Origin of the sequence: Massilia sp. LMS1-1-1.1 (assembly GCF_040815535.1) — a bacterium.
Classification (GTDB): Bacteria; Pseudomonadota; Gammaproteobacteria; order Burkholderiales; family Burkholderiaceae_D; genus Janthinobacterium; species Janthinobacterium aestuarii.
This window is the reverse complement of sequence record NZ_JBFPNG010000004.1, coordinates 1-16,173: the sequence shown is the minus strand read 5'-3', so window position 1 is coordinate 16,173 and position 16,173 is coordinate 1. Positions and strand designations below refer to the sequence as shown.

At 60.2% G+C, this 16,173-nt stretch carries 12 protein-coding genes and 1 rRNA gene; 10 read left to right on the top strand and 3 right to left on the bottom strand.

Annotation, left to right across the window (positions count from 1 at the left end; translation table 11 throughout):
- The 3 genes from rrf to MRBLMS1_RS09815 all read left to right on the top strand — a co-directional run.
- Positions 1-100 (top strand): 5S ribosomal RNA (gene rrf, locus MRBLMS1_RS09825); the annotation flags it as partial.
- Between the two features lie 214 nt (positions 101-314).
- Complete coding sequence (pedF, locus tag MRBLMS1_RS09820) at positions 315-800, top strand: cytochrome c-550 PedF (RefSeq protein ID WP_128140523.1); 486 nt, start codon at positions 315-317, stop codon at positions 798-800.
- Positions 801-815: 15 nt separating this feature from the next.
- On the top strand, positions 816-1,649 hold the full coding sequence (locus MRBLMS1_RS09815; RefSeq protein ID WP_485879225.1) for a substrate-binding periplasmic protein: 834 nt from the start codon (positions 816-818) through the stop codon (positions 1,647-1,649).
- Positions 1,650-1,811: 162 nt separating this feature from the next.
- Here MRBLMS1_RS09815 and MRBLMS1_RS09810 read toward each other — a convergent pair whose 3' ends face one another.
- Positions 1,812-3,950 (bottom strand): TonB-dependent receptor family protein, encoded by a 2,139-nt coding sequence (locus tag MRBLMS1_RS09810; RefSeq protein ID WP_485879223.1) that lies wholly within the window; start codon positions 3,948-3,950, stop codon positions 1,812-1,814.
- 204 nt (positions 3,951-4,154) lie between these two features.
- On the opposite strand from MRBLMS1_RS09810, the gene MRBLMS1_RS09805 reads away from it, so the two are divergent.
- The 7 genes from MRBLMS1_RS09805 (at position 4,155) to MRBLMS1_RS09775 (ending at position 13,814) form a co-directional block, all read left to right on the top strand.
- Positions 4,155-5,111, top strand: coding sequence for a beta-propeller fold lactonase family protein (locus MRBLMS1_RS09805; RefSeq protein ID WP_485879222.1), 957 nt, complete (start codon positions 4,155-4,157; stop codon positions 5,109-5,111).
- Between the two features lie 346 nt (positions 5,112-5,457).
- Positions 5,458-6,978, top strand: coding sequence for an aldehyde dehydrogenase (gene adh / locus MRBLMS1_RS09800; protein WP_485879220.1), 1,521 nt, complete (start codon positions 5,458-5,460; stop codon positions 6,976-6,978).
- Positions 6,979-7,032: 54 nt separating this feature from the next.
- Positions 7,033-7,422, top strand: a complete 390-nt coding sequence (locus MRBLMS1_RS09795) for a DUF779 domain-containing protein (protein WP_034756816.1) — start codon at positions 7,033-7,035, stop codon at positions 7,420-7,422.
- A gap of 47 nt (positions 7,423-7,469) precedes the next feature.
- Positions 7,470-9,206 carry a PQQ-dependent methanol/ethanol family dehydrogenase gene (locus MRBLMS1_RS09790; protein ID WP_485879218.1) on the top strand — a complete coding sequence of 579 codons (1,737 nt, stop codon included), beginning with the start codon at positions 7,470-7,472 and terminating at the stop codon, positions 9,204-9,206.
- A gap of 287 nt (positions 9,207-9,493) precedes the next feature.
- Positions 9,494-10,654 carry a porin gene (locus MRBLMS1_RS09785; RefSeq protein WP_485879216.1) on the top strand — a complete coding sequence of 387 codons (1,161 nt, stop codon included), beginning with the start codon at positions 9,494-9,496 and terminating at the stop codon, positions 10,652-10,654.
- 57 nt (positions 10,655-10,711) lie between these two features.
- Positions 10,712-12,814: a 4Fe-4S binding protein gene (locus tag MRBLMS1_RS09780; RefSeq protein ID WP_485879214.1), complete on the top strand. Its 2,103-nt coding sequence runs from the start codon at positions 10,712-10,714 to the stop codon at positions 12,812-12,814.
- On the top strand, positions 12,804-13,814 hold the full coding sequence (locus MRBLMS1_RS09775) for an FAD:protein FMN transferase (RefSeq protein WP_485879212.1): 1,011 nt from the start codon (positions 12,804-12,806) through the stop codon (positions 13,812-13,814). Before MRBLMS1_RS09780 ends, MRBLMS1_RS09775 begins: the two co-directional genes overlap by 11 nt.
- Position 13,815: 1 nt before the next feature.
- On the opposite strand, the gene MRBLMS1_RS09770 is transcribed toward MRBLMS1_RS09775, so the two are convergent.
- Both MRBLMS1_RS09770 and MRBLMS1_RS09765 read right to left on the bottom strand, forming a co-directional pair.
- Positions 13,816-15,804 carry a sigma-54-dependent Fis family transcriptional regulator gene (locus MRBLMS1_RS09770; RefSeq protein WP_436484107.1) on the bottom strand — a complete coding sequence of 663 codons (1,989 nt, stop codon included), beginning with the start codon at positions 15,802-15,804 and terminating at the stop codon, positions 13,816-13,818.
- Between the two features lie 147 nt (positions 15,805-15,951).
- Positions 15,952-16,173, bottom strand: a 222-nt coding sequence (locus tag MRBLMS1_RS09765; RefSeq protein ID WP_485879210.1) for a hypothetical protein, incomplete at its 5' end; no start/stop codon positions are given.

Genomic DNA, 16,173 nt, shown 5'->3' with positions numbered 1-16,173 from the left:
GCAAGTTGGTCCCACCCCTTCCCATCCCGAACAGGACCGTGAAACAACTTTGCGCCGATGATAGTGCTGCAACCAGTGTGAAAGTAGGTTATCGTCAGGCTTGTTATTCGCAGTAGAGAAAAACCCGATCAGCAATGGTCGGGTTTTTTTTCGTCTGGTGGTTTTGTTTGGTGCTGTCGGCTTACGCGCGCGGTGACACAAATACGTGTTGCAGCTGTTCCAAATTGATACATGGACAGCCGGATGTGGGGCATATACGCATGGCATGGCATTTGCTCTTCTTGGGTATTCACTAAAAAACCAAGGAGACCAGCATGACCTATTCCATTCGTACCCTGCTCGGCGTGGCGGCCGCCGGTGCCGTTGCCCTCACTTCCCTGCTGACCTTGCCGCATGCCTATGCGCATGGCAACGTCACGCCGCAAGGCGTCGACACCACCGGCTTGCCCAAGGTGGGCGACAAGTGGCTCGAGCAAAACCCGTATCGGGGCAACAAGCTGGCCTTGACGGTGGGCACATCGGCCTACAACCAGAATTGCGCCCGCTGCCACGGCATCGAAGCCATCTCGGGCGGCATCGCGCCGGACTTGCGCCAGCTCGACCGCGATTGTTTCAGTATCAAGAATGAGACAAAGAAACAGGCTTGCTACAAGGAGACGGACAATTACTACCTGACCACCATCCGCCACGGTAAAGTGCGCAATGGCGCCGTGTACATGCCGCCGTTCGAAGGCGTGTTCAACCAGGAAGCCATGTGGGCCATCAAGACCTATCTGGAAACCCGTAGAGAATCGAACTGATCACGAAGGAGTCCCATGCGTTCATTTCAACTCCGGGGCGTGCGCGCGATGATCTCGCTCGCTTGCCTGGCGCTGTGCGCAGCCGCGCCGGCGCACGCCGACTGGCAGAAAGTGCAACAGTCGGGCAGCCTGAAAGTGGCTGTATATAACGAGTTCGCGCCGTTTTCCGACAAGGGTGTAGGGATCGATATCGACATCGCCGAAGCGCTGGCGAAAAAGCTGGGGCTGAAACTGAGTTTGCTGCCATTTCCCGCCGGCGAAAATCTGAACGACGATTTGCGCAATATGGTGTGGAAGGGGCATTACCTCGGTTATGGCCCCGCCGACGTGATGCTGCATGTGCCAGTCGACAAGAAGTTGATGGCTGACAATGACAAGGTTGAGATCTTCGCGCCGTACTACGTGGAAACCGTGCGCCTGGTGCGCAGCGCGCAAGCCGTGCCGCAATTCGATGGCGTCGCTTCGCTGGCCGGCAAGCGTATCGGCGTGGAAAAGGTGTCGATCGCGGCCATGCTGATGCTGGGCGAAGACAATGGCAAGTACCGCGACGACGTGCGCATCTTCGATACGGCCGCGGAAGCCTTGCAGCAATTGCAGGCGGGCAAGCTCGACGCCGTGCTGGCCAACCGTTCGGAAATCGAATCGGTGCTGAAAAGCGATCCTGCTTTCCCTTTGAACGAAATGGCGTTCGCCCGCTTGCCGCGTGCCGGCTGGGCCGTGGGCCTGGCCGTCAGCAAGCAACAGCTCGACGTGGCCAAGTTGCTGCAGGCAGCCATGAACGAGATGGCGGCCAGCGGTGAACTGAAAACCATCTTTGAAAAGTATGGCGTGAAGGAAGCGCGGCCCTGAAGTAGCTTGCTTGAGTTTACAAGCCCGCGCATCGGAAGATGTGCGGGCTTTATTGTCATAAGAACGCCTGAAAAATGTTCAGGGCAAGGCGCATTGCCGCAGGCAGTACGAATAGTACGACCAGGCAATGCAACGCGGCCATGGACTTTTTCTCAGGTGTTCTTAAAACGAGTATTGGGCGCTGACACCCAGCAGCCAGTTACGTCCCGGCGCCGCTTCATAGTAACGCTTGTTGCTGTCGCCGACGATGACGGAGCCCACGTAGTTTTTGTCGAAAAGATTGTTCAGGCGGGCAAATTCCTTGAAGCGCCAGTTCCCCACGTTTTGTTTGGCGTTGAAGCGCGCATTGAACACCGTGTAGCCGGGCGCCGGTTTTTCGATGTTGCTGTCTTCCGCGTAGACCTGGTTGCTGGCCACGCTTTCCAGCGCCGCGCCAAAGCGGTCGAGCGTATCTTTCCACGCTAGTTCCGCGAACAGGTTGGCGCTGGGCACGCCAGGCAAACGGCTGCCTTCGCGCACGCTGCCAAACGCCTGGTCATACACGGCGTGCAGGCTGGTCAGTGCTACTTTTGCCGTGAAACCATATGGCAAGTTTGAGTCCAGCGACACTTCCATACCTTGGCGCAAGGTTTTACCTGCATTGCGATAGCTGGTGCGCCCGCCGCTGGACTTGTCGACCACCAGTTCGTCGTTGGTCTTGATCTGGAACACGGCCGCGTTTACGTGGGTGTTGTTGGCGATTCTGGCCTTGATGCCTGCTTCCAGGTTGGTGCTGGTGGCCGGTTTCAGCTGGTAATTGAAGCCGCCGCCCGTGCCCGAGTAAAACAGTTCATTCAAGGTGGGCGCTTCGAAGCCGCGCGCGGCGCTGGCGTACACGTTGACGTTCGGCGTCAGTTTATACAGCAGACCCAGCACAGGTGTCGTGTGGCTGAACTCCAGGCTGCCGCTGTCGTTGCCATTGCTGAGATAGTGGTCGTTGACTGACACTTTCATCTTGCTGTAGCGCACACCTGCGCTGAGCAGCCACGGTCCGCTTTGCCACTCCATCTGGAGATACGGATCGAGGCTGGAGACGACGTCCTGCTCGTCGCGGCGTAGCTTGCCTTTCACGCCAAACGTGTTGCCGATGTAATTTTCATAGCCGGTGCGGTCATCGCTGGAGCGGCCGTAATCGATGCCGATGGTGGTGCTCAGCTTGCCGCCTGCCAGCTGATTCACGTGCAGCCAGTTGGTATCGATGCCATAGAACTCACGCTGGAAGTCGACCACGCCACCTGAATGGCTGGCCGGCGCCTGGAAGCCTTTGGTAAAAGCCTGGTACTGGATCACGTCGCGGTTGCCGCCATACACCATCACATGCAGGCGGTCATCGCCGAACGACTGTTCATAGGTGGCGCCGATTTGCTGGTGGTCGATGCTCTTGCGCGTGTTGTAGCGCTCGGCCAGGGTGCGCTTCGGGTTTTGCGTGTCGCTCGCATCGGTTTCGCCAGCGCGCGGGTCGCGGGCAAACGTGGGCCAGGTGGCGCCCAGCGGATCTTGCGTGTTGCCTTGATGCAGGCTATTGGCGACGATGGTCAGCTTGCTGTCCGCAGTCGGCTTGACGGTGATCTTGCCGAATGCCTGTTCACGTGTGGCGGCGCTGTGGTCGCGGAAGCCGTCCGTGCGGAAGCGGGAGCCGTCGAGCACGTAGCCGATGCCGCCTGCCTGGCCTTGCGCCGTCAAGTCCACTTTGTTGGTGCCGTAGCTGCCGCCCACCACATTCAATTCGACGGACGGAGGATTTTGCCCATCCTTGGAAAACAGCTGGATCACGCCGCCCGAGTGGTTGCCGTAGATGGCAGAAAACGGTCCGCGCAGCACTTCGATGCGCTCGGCCGTATCGAGGTTGAAGGTGGCGGCCTGGCCTTGGCCGTCCGGCATGCTGGCAGGAATGCCATCGCTGATCAGTTTGACGCCGCGCACGCCGAAGGCCGAGCGTGCGCCGAAGCCGCGCGACGAGATCTGCAAGTCTTGCGCATAGTTCTGACGATTTTGCACGACCAGGCCCGGCACGGCGGCCAGCGCTTCCGACGCGTTGACGCGGATTTGGCCATCCTGGATGCGGGCGCTGTCGACGACGTCGATCGAGGCCGGCACTTCCTGGCTGGGGTGGGCGATGCGGCTGCCGCTGACGACCACCGTATCCATCAGTTGCCCGTTGGCCGGGGCAGCTGCCTCGGCGGCAAAGACGTGGGGGGCGAGGGTAGCGCTGCCGGCGACAAACAGGCTGGCGATGGTGTTCAGGCGGAAACGGTGCTGCATGCGGATTCTCCAATGTGAATAAAAGCCTGCTTTGGTCGCGTGCGCGGCGCAGGTCTGCATAGTTGTATCAAGCAATATGCCTGCCATGTCTCCATTGGTGGGCTGAAATTATACGCGTGTCAGTGGCACGGCGTTTGCATACAGCAATGTTCAGATGCGCCGATGCCGCGCGCTTTTCCTGTGTTTTGCCATCGAAAGGTGATTATGCCCAACTTCTTCCCGCGCTTGCGCCAGGTGTGCTGGCTGCTGCCTGCGCTCGCCAGCAGCGCCCTCCAGGCCGCTCCATTTGCTTATGTTCCCAATGAAAAATCGGGCACCTTGAGCGTGATCGACACGGCGACCGACCAGGTAGTGCGCCAGATTGCAGCCGGCAAGCGTCCGCGCGGCATCGCCGCCGATCCCACCGGGCGGCAATTGTTTGTCACGGACGCCGCCAGCAGTGCCTTGTTGCTGATCGATAACGCTGGCGACGCACCCGTGCGTAAGGTGGCGCTGGGCAAGTCGCCCGAAGGTGTCAGCGCCTCGCAAGATGGTAGTCACGTGGCCGTGGCCGTCGAGGAAAACAATAGCGTGGCCTTGCTCGATGGGCATACCGGTAGCTTGCTCGCCGATATCAAGGTACAGGGACGCAACCCGGAACATGCCGTCTTCAGCCCCGATGGGCGCTGGCTGCTGGTCAGCGCGGAAGAGGCCGAACAAGTCGATGTCATTGATGTGGCGCAGCGCCGCCAGGTGGCGTCCATCGCCGTGGGACTGCGTCCGCGCGGCATCGGTTTCAGTCCGGACTCGGGCCGCGCCTACGTGGCGTGCGAACTGGTCAATGCCGTCTACGTCATCGACATGGCCGCGCGCAAGGCCATTGCCACCATTCCCGCTGGCAAGAATGCGAATGGCATCGTGGTCCATCCCAGCGGCAAGCAAGTGTATGTCTCGAATGGTATCGATGGCACGGTGATGGTGATCGACACGGCCAGCAATGAGGTGACGGCCACCATTCCCGTTGGCAAGCGCCCATGGAACATGGCCATCACGCCCGATGGCGCCAAGCTGTATGTGGCCAATGGCCGCTCGAACAGCGTTTCCGTCATCGACACGGCCAGCGCGCGCAAGGTGGCCGATATTGCCGTAGGTGAATTGCCATGGGGCGTGGTGATTCGTTGATTCCTTGGTGGCACAGAGCAGGTGTTCCAGTCTGGTACACCTGTTCCATTGTGCAGCGGCGCAGCGGAGATGTCGCAGGGCTGGCCCGAATTGGAACAGGACGCCGCCAGCTTGTTCAAAACGCAAACAGGCCCACGCCTTTCACCCAAGCCCCGGTGCATGTGCTGAAAAGTGTACCGGTATTGATGTTACGCCCTTGTAACAGGGATAAAAGCGGCTAAGTTTGTAGTGGGATGCCGAGCTGGCACGGCATTTGCGGAAGACTCCGTGTACTCACCCCATCTGTACCAGGACGTTTGATTTTAATTACAGCAATTCCATTCTAATTAACCCGATAGAGGACGACATGAATCTCGCAGACATCAGCAAACTGGGCGTAGCCAATCCCTTCAAACAACGCTATGACAATTACATTGGCGGCAAATTCGTTGCCCCGGTAAAAGGTGAATACTTTCCTAACATCACGCCGATCACGGGCTTGCCATTTTGCGAAATCGCCCGTTCCACGGCGGAAGACGTCGAGCTGGCCTTGGACGCGGCCCATGCCGCCAAGGATGCCTGGGGCAAGACGTCGCCCGCCGAGCGCGCCAATATCCTGAACCGTATCGCCGACCGCATCGAACAGAACCTGAGCCTGATCGCCACGGCGGAAACCATCGACAACGGCAAGCCGATCCGCGAAACGATGAACGCCGACATCCCGCTGGCCATCGACCATTTCCGTTATTTCGCCGGCTGCATCCGCGCGCAAGAAGGTTCCGTCGCGCAAATCGATGCGGAAACCTATGCCTACCACTACCACGAGCCGCTCGGCGTCGTGGGCCAGATCATCCCATGGAATTTCCCGATTTTGATGGCCGTGTGGAAACTGGCGCCAGCCTTGGCCGCTGGCAATTGCGTGGTGCTGAAACCGGCCGAGCAGACACCGGCGTCCATCATGGTGTTGATCGAGCTGATCGGCGATTTGCTGCCGCCGGGCGTGCTGAACATCATCAACGGTTTCGGGCTGGAAGCGGGCAAGCCGCTGGCATCGAGCAAGCGCATCGCCAAGATCGCCTTCACGGGCGAAACAGGCACGGGCCGCTTGATCATGGGTTATGCCGCGCAAAACCTGATTCCCGTCACCCTGGAGCTGGGCGGCAAGTCGCCGAACATCTTCTTTGAAGATGTGATGGATGCGGACGATGAGTATTTCGACAAGTGCCTGGAAGGTTTTGCCATGTTCGCGCTGAACCAGGGCGAGGTGTGCACCTGCCCATCGCGCGTGCTGATCCAGGAATCGATCTACGAGAAATTCATCGAACGCGCCCTGAAGCGCGTGGCCGCCATCAAGCAGGGCAATCCGCTCGATTCGTCCACCATGATCGGCGCGCAGGCGTCGCAGGAGCAGCTGGAGAAAATCCTGTCCTACCTCGACATCGGCCGCCAGGAAGGCGCCGAAGTGCTGGCCGGCGGCGAGCGCAACACGCAGGCGGGCGACCTGGAATGCGGTTACTACGTGCGTCCGACCGTGTTCAAGGGCAATAACAAGATGCGCATCTTCCAGGAAGAAATCTTTGGACCGGTCGTGTCCGTGACCACTTTCAAGGATGAGGCCGACGCGCTGGCGATTGCCAACGATACCTTGTACGGCCTGGGTGCCGGCTTGTGGACGCGCGACGGTTCGCGCGCCTTCCGTATGGGACGCGCCATTCAGGCGGGCCGCGTGTGGACCAATTGCTACCACCTGTATCCAGCTCACGCCGCGTTCGGCGGCTACAAGCAATCGGGTATCGGCCGCGAAAACCACAAGATGATGCTCGATCACTACCAGCAAACGAAGAACTTGCTGGTGAGCTATAGCCCGAAAGCGCTGGGCTTCTTCTAAACCGGTACACGCGCCGCGCCTGTCGTCCAAGCGCGGCGCGCAGAAAGGGATGCCATGAGTGCAGCAATTGCCCGGGTGGTCGCCACCGATGCGGCACTGGAAATGATGGACAAGTTGCGCCAGCGTCACGGCCCGCTGATGTTTTTCCAGTCGGGCGGTTGCTGCGACGGCAGCGCGCCCATGTGCTACGCGCTGGGCGAGTTCGATGTCAGCGATACCGACATCTATCTCGGCAATTTGAATGGCACACCGTTCTACATGGGACTCGAGCAATTCGAGTACTGGGAGCATACCCAGTTGATTATCGATGTGGTTGATGGCAATGGCGGCATGTTTTCACTCGACAACGGCACGGGCAAGCGCTTCTTGACGCGTTCGCGCCTGTTCACCGATGAAGAGTGCGCCTTGCTGCATGCCCAGCCGCATGAACACCGCAAGACTTGACACACATACTAATAAAACAGAGGGAGATGATTGTGCAGAAAAAAATCATGGGGATCGTCATCGGTTTGGGTCTGGCATCGCTGGCCCAGGCGGCCGACGTGGGCAATGTCACCAATGCCATGCTCGACAGCACGGCGAAAAATCCGGCCAGCGTCCTGTCGTTCGGCATGGGCACGCAGGGCCAGCGCTATTCGCCGTTGACGCAGATCAATGACAAGACCGTGGCCAAGCTGGTGCCGGCCTGGTCGTTCTCGTTTGGCGGCGAAAAACAGCGTGGCCAGGAATCGCAGCCGCTGATTCACAACGGCAAGATGTTCGTCACGGCATCGTATTCGCGCATCTTTGCCGTCGACTTGAAAACGGGCGCCAAGCTGTGGAAATATGAGCATCGCTTGCCGGACGGCATCATGCCCTGCTGCGACGTGGTCAACCGCGGTGCGGCCCTGTACGGCAACCTGGTGATTTTCGGCACGCTCGACGCCTATCTCGTGGCGCTGGACCAGAACACGGGCAAGATCGTCTGGAAAGAAAAGGTCGACGATTATGCGGCCGGCTACTCGATGACGGCCGCGCCGCTGATCGCCGAAGGCTTGCTGCTGACGGGCGTGTCGGGAGGCGAATTCGGTATCGTGGGCCGGGTCGAAGCGCGTAACCCGATGACGGGCGACCTCGTGTGGAGCCGTCCGACGGTAGAGGGCCATATGGGCCACCGCTACGACAAGGATGGCAAGGCCATCGACAATGGCGTGTCCGGCACCGCGAACAAAACGTGGCCCGGCGATCTGTGGAAAACGGGCGGCGCCTCGACATGGATGGGCGGCACCTACGATCCGCAAACCAAGCTCGCCTACTTTGGCACCGGCAACCCGGCGCCATGGAACAGCCACTTGCGCCCCGGCGACAATCTGTACTCGTCGTCCACCGTGGCGCTCGACGTGAAAACGGGCCAGATCAAGTGGGCGTATCAAAACACGCCGAACGATGCCTGGGATTTTGACGGCGCCAACGAATTCGTCACCTTCGATATGGATGGCAAGCGCTACGGCGGCAAGGCCGACCGCAACGGTTTCTTTTATGTGATCGACGCCAACACGGGCAAGCTGCAGAACGCCTTTCCGTTTGTGAAGAAAATCACCTGGGCCAGCAGCATCGACCTGAAGACGGGCCGGCCGAACTTCATTCCCGCAGGCCGCCCCGGCGACCCGACCAAGGGAGAGGAAGGCAAGAAGGGTACGACCGTGTTTGCCGCGCCCGCTTTCCTCGGCGCCAAAAACCAGATGCCGATGGCCTACTCGCCGCAAACCAAGCTGTTCTACGTGCCGGCGAACGAATGGGGCATGGATATCTGGAACGAGCCGATCAGTTACAAGAAGGGCGGCGCTTTCCTCGGTGCCGGTTTCACCATCAAGCCTTTGTTTGACGACTATATCGGCGCCATGCGCGCCGTCGATCCGAAGACGGGCAAGATCGTCTGGGAAATCAAGAACAACGCGCCGCTGTGGGGCGGCGTGATGAGTACGGCTGGCAATCTGGTTTTCTACGGCACGCCGGAAGGTTTCCTGAAAGCCGTCGATGCGAAGACGGGCAAGGAGCTGTGGAAATTCCAGACGGGCTCCGGCGTCGTGGCGCCGCCCGTCACCTGGCAGGATGGCGACACGCAATATGTGGCCGTCGTATCAGGCTGGGGTGGCGCAGTGCCGCTGTGGGGCGGCGAAGTGGCGAAGAAGGTCAATTTCCTGGAGCAGGGCGGTTCCGTGTGGGTCTTCAAGCTGGCATCGAAGTAACGGGGTGAAGCACCCGGGCCACACGGATGGGTGTCTCCCTGTCCGCCGGGTGTTTTCTTTTTGCTGACGGCCCAGGCCGTCAGTTTTTTGTTTACCTGGATGGCCGATACGCATACTTGCGGTCAAAAAATGAACACTGTCAGTGGCGATTGATCCGCCGCTGCACACGTTCAATACGCTTTTTTTCTTTCTCCCTCTGAGGCTTGCTGGGCACGCTTATTGCCAAAGCTTGAGGTACATCAATCACTGGTGTGCACACTAAAAACAGAGAAGAAAGAGGAGAAGAAATGAACACATGGATCAAGCTGGGGAGCCTCGGTGTCATGACAATCGCAGCGGTAGGACAGGCGCAAGCCGTCGATATCAAGGCTGGCGACTGGACCGTGTCGGTGGGTGGCATCGTCAACGCCTATTACACGCAAGTATCGTGTTCGGGCGATGCGGTGGGCGGGCTGGCGCTGGGCGGCCAGGCGCTCGGTTGCGGCGGAGAGAAGGACCGCACTACCATCGGCAACGGCTTGCTGCCCAACGGCTTGATCACCTCGGCGAGCTCGCGGCTGGGCGAGTACGACGTGAAAGCCTTGATCGGCATCTACAACTCGACGGCCACGGACAGCGCCATCAGCCAGAACAGCGTGGTCGACGTGCGCCAGGCCTTCTTCACGTTTGGCAATGAGCAGATGGGCACGTTCAAGCTGGGCCGCGACTACGGCATCTTCGGCGCGAACGCAATCCTGTCCGATATGACCTTGCTGGGCTCGGGCGCACCGGTGCAGGCCACGCAGCGGGGCCGCGTGACCCTGGGTCATATCGGCGCCGGCTATACCTATCTGGGCAACTATGGCCAGATCATGTACAGCTCGCCGAAGTCGGGCGGCGTTGGCGTCGATGTGGCGCTGGTCAGCCCCGTCTCCGATACGCCCATCGTGGCAGGCTCAACCTATTCTTCGAAGTCGAGTCCGCAAGTGCAGGCGCAGCTGACGTATGCGCAGGAAGGCTTGAAAGCCTGGCTCGGCGTGAAGTCGCAAAAATTCACCTCGAAAACGCCGGGTGTCGATGACCTGACCATGCGCGGTGTGGAAGTGGGCGGCTCGTACCAGATGGGCCCGGCTGGCGTACTGGTCAACTTCCAGGGCGGCAAGGGGCTGGGCATCTTGTCCGATGCGGACCAGGGCGATACCAAATCGAAGAACTGGCTGCTGCAAGGCACGTATAAAACGACGGACAAGCTGAAATTGGGCCTGTCCTACGGCATCAGCAAGAACGACGACAACACGGCCGGCACGGGCGGCTTGAAGTCGAATGCCAACCTGACCCTGGGCGCGTACTACTCGCTCAACAGCGCGATCACCCTGGTGGGCGAGCTGGGCCAGACGCGTTCGAAAGGTTTTTCCGGCGGCGAAGCGAAGATGAATGGCGTGTCCCTGGGCGGCATTATTTTCTTCTAACTCAACAACGCGGCGCCTTGCGACAGGGCGCCGCACGGAGCACCATGCATGCGGATAATGCGCTTGTTCATAGCCTGCTGGCTATTCCTGTTTGTCTTGGGACAGGCCTGGGCCGGTGTGCTCACCAAGGCCGAGCTGGCGCGGCGTTTTCCTGCGCCCATCGTCGTCGGTGACAAGGAGGCCGACTTGCCCGTCTGGCCCTTGTTCCGCCAAAACGCCACGGCCACCGAGCTGGTCGGCTACGTTTTTGAGTCGCTGGACCTGGCGCCCATTCCCGGCTTTTCCGGCGTGCCCGTCAATTTGCTGATCGCCATCGATCCGAAAGGCAGCTTTCTCGACGTCGCCGTGCTGTCGCAGCACGAGCCCGTGTTTCTCGACGGCCTCGGTGAAGCGCCCCTGTTTCAGTTCGTCAAACAGTACCAGGGCTTGTCGCTGAAACAGAATATAGCCATCGATGCCAGGACGAAACGCGCACCGGACGCCACCCATGCCAATATCGATGGCGTGTCGAAGGCCACGGCTTCCGTGCGCATCATCAACCAGAGCGTGCTGGCCTCGGCCTTGAAAGTGTCGCGCAAAAAACTCGGCTTCGCGCAAGGCCGCGACCCCGACCAGATTGCCCGCATCCGCATGGAGGTATTCGAGAAACTCAGCGTGGCGCAGATGCTCGACCAAGGCTTGATCCAGCATGTGCGCTTGAGCAATAAGGACGTGGAAACCTTGTTTGCGGGCAGTCCCGGAGCCGGACTCGAACCGGAAGCCGCGCGCGATCCGGACGGCGTGTTCATCGACCTCTACCTGGCGTATGTATCCGTTCCCACGGTGGGGCGCAATTTGTTGACGGAACGTAGCTGGAACAAATTGCGCAACCGGCTTGACGAAGGCGACCACGCCATCCTCATCATGTCGCGCGGGCGCTACAGTGTGCTGGGCGACGATTTCGTGCGCGGCACCGTCCCCGACCGGCTGTTGCTGAAGCAAGATAGCTTGCCCATCGACATGCGCGACCTGGACCTGGAGTTGAGCTTGTCCGATGCGGGGCCATTGCCGACGGAAAATATCGCCGCACTGCGCATCATCAGCCAGGCGGGGCTCGATGCGGCCAGTCCGCTGGCGTTCACGCTGCCGATCACGCGCAGCAAAGGCATCGTGTATCCGGAACGCATCGCGCGCAACGTGGATGTCAGCTACCGCCTACCGGCCGATTTTTATACGGCGCCGCAAGGCGACGATGCCACGTGGCGCGGCACGTGGAAGAACCGCAAGGCTGAGTTGCTGCTTTTGCTGGCCGGGCTGGCGCTGCTGGCCGGCGCATTGGCGTGGCAGAAACGCCTGGTGCGCGATGGCCGCCAATTTGCGTGGTTTCGCCGTCTGTTCCTGGTGTTTACGATAGGCTTTATCGGCTATTACGCGCAGGGGCAGTTATCGATCGTCAATATCACGGGCGTCATCCAGGCGCTGCTGGCGGGGCGCAGCCTGGGCTTTTTCCTGTTCGATCCGATGACGGTGATCCTGTGGGCGTTCGTGCTGCTCAGCCTGCTTGTCTGGGGACGCGGCACGTTTTGCGGCTGGCTGTGCCCGTTTGGAGCGCTGCAGGAATTCACGGGCAAGCTGGGCCAGTGGCTGCGCTTGCCTCAGTGGAAGATCAAGCCTCGCCTCGACGGGCGTTTGAAATGGATCAAATATGGCTTGCTGGCGGCCATTCTCGGCAGCAGCCTGTTTTTCAGCCAGATCACGGACAAGCTGGTCGAGCTGGAACCGTTCAAGACAGCCATTACCCTGAATTTCGTGCGCGCCTGGCCGTTTGTTGCGTATGCCGTGGGTTTGCTGCTGCTCAGCAGTGTTTCCTATAAATTCTTTTGCCGCTATCTGTGCCCATTCGGTGCGGCGCTGGCGCTGCTGGGACGGTTTCGCTTGTTCAACTGGATTCCGCGCCGCAAGGAGTGCGGCACGCCGTGCCAGACTTGCCGCCACCGTTGCGAACATCACGCCATCGCGCCAAGCGGGAAGGTCGATTACGGTGAATGTTTCCAGTGCATGGATTGCGTGGTGATTTACGCCAGCGATGAAAAATGCGCGCCCTTGATGCTGGAAATCAAGCGTGCCCGCACGATACCTATTGTCCGGGCCACAGCAGAGGAGAGCAGCAATGCAGCGTAGAACCTTTATTTCCGCAGCGATAGGCAGCGTGGCCGGCATGGCGGGCTTGTCTTTGCCGGGCAGCATGGCGCGCGGCACGGCCACGGCCTCCGGCGTGCGCCCTTATCAAGGCGCAGCGCTGGCGTTTGGCACGACGATCGCCGTCACCGTGTTGCACCACGATCAGCGCCAGGCTGAGCTGGCTATTGAAGACGCCTTGCACGCAGCCAGGAATATCGACCGCCTGATGAGCATTTACAATCCTGCCAGCCAAGTCTTCCAGCTGAACCGTGACGGCCGCCTGGCCCGGCCGGACGCCCATCTGCTGGCCGTGCTGGCGCAGGCGCAAACCTTGTCGCAATGGAGCGATGGTGCGTTTGATATCACTGTGCAACCCTTATGGCAGCTGTTTCACGCGGCGGCAGACCAGGCCGGCTTGCCTGCGGAAGCATTGCGGCGCGAAGCGCAGGCGCGGGTCGGCTGGCGGCAACTGGCGTGGGACAAACGTGAAGTGCGTTTCCTGCAGCCCGGCATGGCGCTGACCTTGAATGGCCTGGCGCAAGGTTACGCGGCGGACATGGCGCTGGCGGCCGTGCAGGCGCGCGGCATACGGCACGCACTGCTGGATACGGGTGAATTCGTTGCGCGCGGACAGCGTTCCGTGCGCCGCCCGTGGACCTTGGGCATCCAGGACCCGCGCGATGCAGAAATCCTGGCGGCCACCTTGAAAGTGGAAGGGCGCAGCGTGGCCACATCGGGCGACTACGAGTGCACGTTCACGCCCGACTTCGTGCATCACCACATCTTTGATCCCTGGAGGGGCGATTCGCCGCGCGAACTGGCCAGCGTGACGGTGCTGGCGCCGACGGGGATGCTGGCCGATGGCTTGTCGACAACCTTCATGGTGACGGGTGCGGCGCGTGCGCATGCGATGGCCGCGCGGATGGACGGGGTCGACTTGATGACCATCGACAAGCAGGGCCGGCGCGAGATGTCGCCCGGCTTTTCCCGTCTGCTCTAGCTTATTTCAGATGCGGCACCTTGCGATAGATCGTGTTGCGCGACACGCCCAGGGCCCGCGCCGTGGCCGAGACGTTGCCACCGTGGGCATCGAGCGACTTGAGAATGACGCTTTGCTCCATCTCTTCCAGGTTGGCGCCGGCGGCGATCATCCGGTCCGTGCTGGCGCTGGCGGCAGTTGCTTGCGTCATTTCAATATCGTCGAGGAAATCGTCGGGCATGTGGCGCAAACAGATTTCGTGTTCGTCGCCTGCCATGACAATGGCCGTGCGCAACAGATTGGTCAACTGGCGGAAGTTCCCCGGCCATTTATGCTGGTGGAACAGGCGCAGGATGTCCGGCGCCACCGTGTAGCGCGTATCGGGCGCTTCCGTCGCGAGGATTTTTTTCACGACCGTGTCCAGGTCCGTGCGCTCGCGCAGCGGCGGCAGTTTGACCACCAGGCCATTCAGGCGGTAATACAAGTCTTCGCGGAACAGCCCCTTGGCCATGCGTTCGCGCAAGTTGTGATTCGTGGCGCAAATGAGTTCCACATTGACAGTGATCGATTTGCTGCTGCCCAGCGGGGTGACCATGCGTTCCTGCAGCACGCGCAACAGGCGCGCCTGCAAGCCAAACGGCATGTCGCCGATTTCATCGAGGAACAGGGTGCCGCCATTGGCTTGCAATATCTTGCCGATGGCGCCCTTCTTGCGCGCGCCCGTAAACGCCCCGTCTTCATAGCCGAACAGTTCGGACTCGATCAGGGTTTCCGGGATCGAGGCGCAGTTGACGGCGATAAACGGTCCCATGGCCCGTGGCGAATCGTTGTGAATCGCTTGCGCCAGCAATTCCTTGCCCGTGCCCGTTTCGCCCATGACGAGGATGGGGATATCGCGTCCCAATACCTTGTTGACCTTTTCGATCACCAGTTCCAGTTGCGGATCGCCCGTGCGCAGGTAGCGCAGGCCGGACAGGCGGCGTGCAGCGTTGGCCGCATGGCTGGCCGGCGCGGGAACCTGCGCCGGGGCGGCGTTGATATCGCTATGGTCGGTGCTGGCAGCAAAGCCATGCTGGAAGGCACTATTGGCTAACCGCAACTGCGCGCGCCCATACACGCGCACGCCACTGTGCATGCACAGGTTCAGCAAACCGGGTGAGGCCGTACGGTAATGGTCGTACAGGGCAGATACGGGCAAGCCGAACAGGGAGCTGAACGTGTGCGATTGCAGCGCGGCAAATGACAGACCCAGCTGGAACAAGCCATTCTTGTTGGCCGATAAGAACCTTCCGCCCGGGGTGAACGAGGCGATGCCTTCCATCAAGGTGCCGATGAATTCGGGGCGCGCGTGGAAGTGCACGGTGATGGCGTCTTCAAAGGTGGCGGAAAACAGCTGATTTTCGATCATCAGCGCCGACATGCGCACGAGGGCCATCGTATGCTTGTGGAAACTGCGCTGGTCGCTCGAGACGTCCAGCACGCCGATGACGTTGCCCCGGTGGTCGGTGATCGGTGCCGCGGAGCACGTGAGGAAATGATTGGCCGCCAGGTAATGCTGGTCCGCATGGACCAAAGTCGGTACTTTTTCCGTGATGGCCGTGCCGATGGCATTCGTACCGCGGCTTTGCTCCGACCATGCCACGCCTGGCTGCAGGGCCACGCGGTTGGCTTTCTCCAGAAAATCATCGTCGCCCAGCGAATGCACGATGACGCCGTTGGCATCCGTCAAGATCACCATATTGTGGGTGTTGACGATTTGCTGGTACAGGGTTTCCATGGCGGGCAGCGCGTGCGTGTGCAGCAGGCGGTTTTGCTCGATCAGCAAGGACAGGTCGGATTTGCCCGCCGGCGTAAAGTCGGGCGTGGCCGTGGGCGACAGGCCAAAGGCGACTGAGCGCTGATGGGACGTTTCAATGATGACGGGAACGTTGTCCTGTCCTGCCGGTGTGATGTTCGCGTCCGCGATGGACGAAAACGGTGCGCTACGGTAAGTAGCTGACGGTTGATACATGATCTCGTTGCCTCCGTTGGGCCCTGTACTGCGGCGCTCTTTTGAATATCGAGAGTGTTCCATAATGTAGCACCTGTCACAGATGGGAGCAAAGCAAAGCGAACCGGGCTATCCCCAGTGTTGCTGCCAGGCCCAGAGTTGCTATCATCAGTGGACAGTGCATAGGCCTGTATAAGCAAGTGCGGTGCCAGGGACCGTTTCGCAGGGCGGAAAAAATAGCGCTTGCAGCGGGCGCGGGGCAGGGCTATAATTCGCCCCCTCGCTGAACGACGCATGCAAATGCTGAGTAAAGTAGAGAAAAAGAAGGAGTTGACGGACGTAGCGAAATGCTTCATACTCTTCCTTCTTCGCAGCTGACAAACACAACGC